Annotated in this window: 1 protein-coding gene and 1 pseudogene; one reads left to right on the top strand and one right to left on the bottom strand. The window is 69.8% G+C overall.

Annotated features, from left to right (window positions below; all coding sequences use genetic code 11):
• Window positions 1–619 (bottom strand): MFS transporter (locus PINTE_RS21135; protein WP_245643100.1); only part of this gene is annotated, 619 nt, incomplete at its 3' end.
• Window positions 620–941: 322 nt separating this feature from the next.
• Here PINTE_RS21135 and PINTE_RS24700 point away from each other — a divergent pair.
• Window positions 942–1,989 (top strand): annotated as a pseudogene (locus PINTE_RS24700) (IS110 family RNA-guided transposase); the annotation flags it as partial.

The following is a 1,989-nucleotide window of genomic DNA, read 5'->3' as shown; positions in this document are numbered from 1 at the left end:
CGTGCTCGTCGGGCTCGCGGAGGACGCGGGGCCGCCGGCGTTGCCCCTCGTCGATGCGCGCCGCCAGCCGCACACCAGCCGGCAGCCCGGCCACCGGCGCCGCGGCCAGCACGAACACCGGCCAGTAGCCCACCGTCTCCACGAGCCAGGGGGCGGCCGACATGGCCAGCATGCTGGGCGCGGCGATCGCCAGCCCGTAGGCGCCGATCCCCGCGCCGCGGCGGGCGGGCTCGATGAGCTCGGCGACCGCGGAGGAGCCGCACACCGTGAGTACGCCGAAGCCGATGCCGCGCACCGCCGACCACGCGAGCACCCAGGGAAGCGCCGGCGACGCGCCGATCGCCAGCGCCGGCAGCCCGAGCAACGTGAGCCCGACCGTCAGCACCGTCGCCCACCCGAAGCGCCGCAGCAGCATCGGGATGAACCCCTGGGTTGCGACGGTGGCCGCGAGCATGACGCCGTTGACCAGACCGGCTCCGGCCGTTCCCGACCCCCCGGCCACGACCCACAGCGGCACGACGGGGAACAACGCCGCGTAGCCGGTGAACCCGAGCACGCTGAGAGCGGCCAGCGCCGGCATCCCCGGCACCGCCCAGACCGAACCCACATCACGCGCCACGCCAGGGACGCTACCCGGCAGGTCCGACAAGCTCCGACCGAGTTTCCCCCAGGGCCTCCCCCCACCCCGCTGAGAACTGCGTGTCAGTGTCAGCGTTGGGGGTGCCGCTGTTGCGGTGGTTGGATTCTGAGCATCTGGCGTCTGGCTCGAGAACTGCGTGTCGCCCCGCTTTCGGGGTTGACGTCCCGCGAGTTTTGCCGGCGCTGGGTGTGAAGGACCGGCCGGCGTGACTTGATAGGAGCGTGGCATCGCCCCCGACTGAGAAGTGTCCGCCGGCCGGCCCGACCGTCCTCACTGATTCAGGTGAAAGGAGGCAGCCTCCATGGTTGTCGTTGGGGCCGATGTGCACAAGCACACGCACACATTCGTCGCGGTCGATCAGGTCGGGCGCCAGCTGGGCAAGGTGACCGTGGCGGCCCGTAGTGATGGGCATGCTCGGGCGTTGGCGTGGGCGCGTGAGCGTTTCGGTCAGGAGTTGGTGTGGGCGATCGAGGATTGCCGGCATCTGTCCGCGCGGCTGGAGCGTGACCTGTTGACGGCTGGTCAGCAGGTGGTGCGGGTGCCGCCGAAGATGATGGCCGAGCAGCGTCGGATCGCGCGGACTCGCGGTAAGTCGGACCCGATCGATGCGTTGGCGGTCGCGCGGGCCGCGGCCCGTGAGCCCGGCCTGCCGGTCGCGACTCATGACCAGGACTCTCGTGAGGCCAAGGTGCTTGTCGACCGGCGGGAAGCGTTGTTGGGCACCAGGACCCGCAAGATCAACTCGCTGTTGTGGCGGGTCCATGAGCTGGATCCTGCGATGGCGCCCAAGCCGCGGTCGCCAAACCGGCTCAAGCACCAACAGGTGCTGGCCACCCGGCTGGCTGAGCTGCCTGGGATCGTGGCCTAAATCGCCCGTGACGAGCTCGCTGACGTCATGGCGTTGACCAAGCGGATCAACGTCCTGGAGGCGCGCATCCGCAAGCTGGCCCGTGACCGGGTGCCCGCGCTGATGGAACTGCTCGGCTGCGCCGCGCTGAACGCGGCCAAGCTGCTGGGAGAGTCGGCCGGGATCACCCGCTTCGCCAGCGAGGCCCAGTTCGCCCGCCACGGCGGGCTGGCCCCGATCCCGGTCTGGTCCGGACGCACCAAGGGTCGGGTACGAATGACCCGATCAGGCAACCGGCAGATCAACGCCGCGATCCACCGCATCGCGCTGACCCAGATCCGACACCGCGACTCCCCAGGGCGCGGTCTACTACCAGCGCAAAATCGCCGAAGGCAAAACCAAGACCGAAGCCCTGCGCTGCCTCAAACGCCGCCTCGCGCGCTGGACCGTCCCCGGTTTGGTGGTGAGGTGTATCAAGGATGTTGGACACAGGTTTCTTTCT

This window comes from Piscicoccus intestinalis NBRC 104926 (assembly GCF_001515525.1).
Lineage (GTDB): Bacteria > Actinomycetota > Actinomycetes > Actinomycetales > Dermatophilaceae > Kineosphaera > Kineosphaera intestinalis.
The sequence above is the reverse complement of the archived record's forward strand: the minus strand, read 5'-3'. Positions and strand labels throughout refer to the sequence as shown.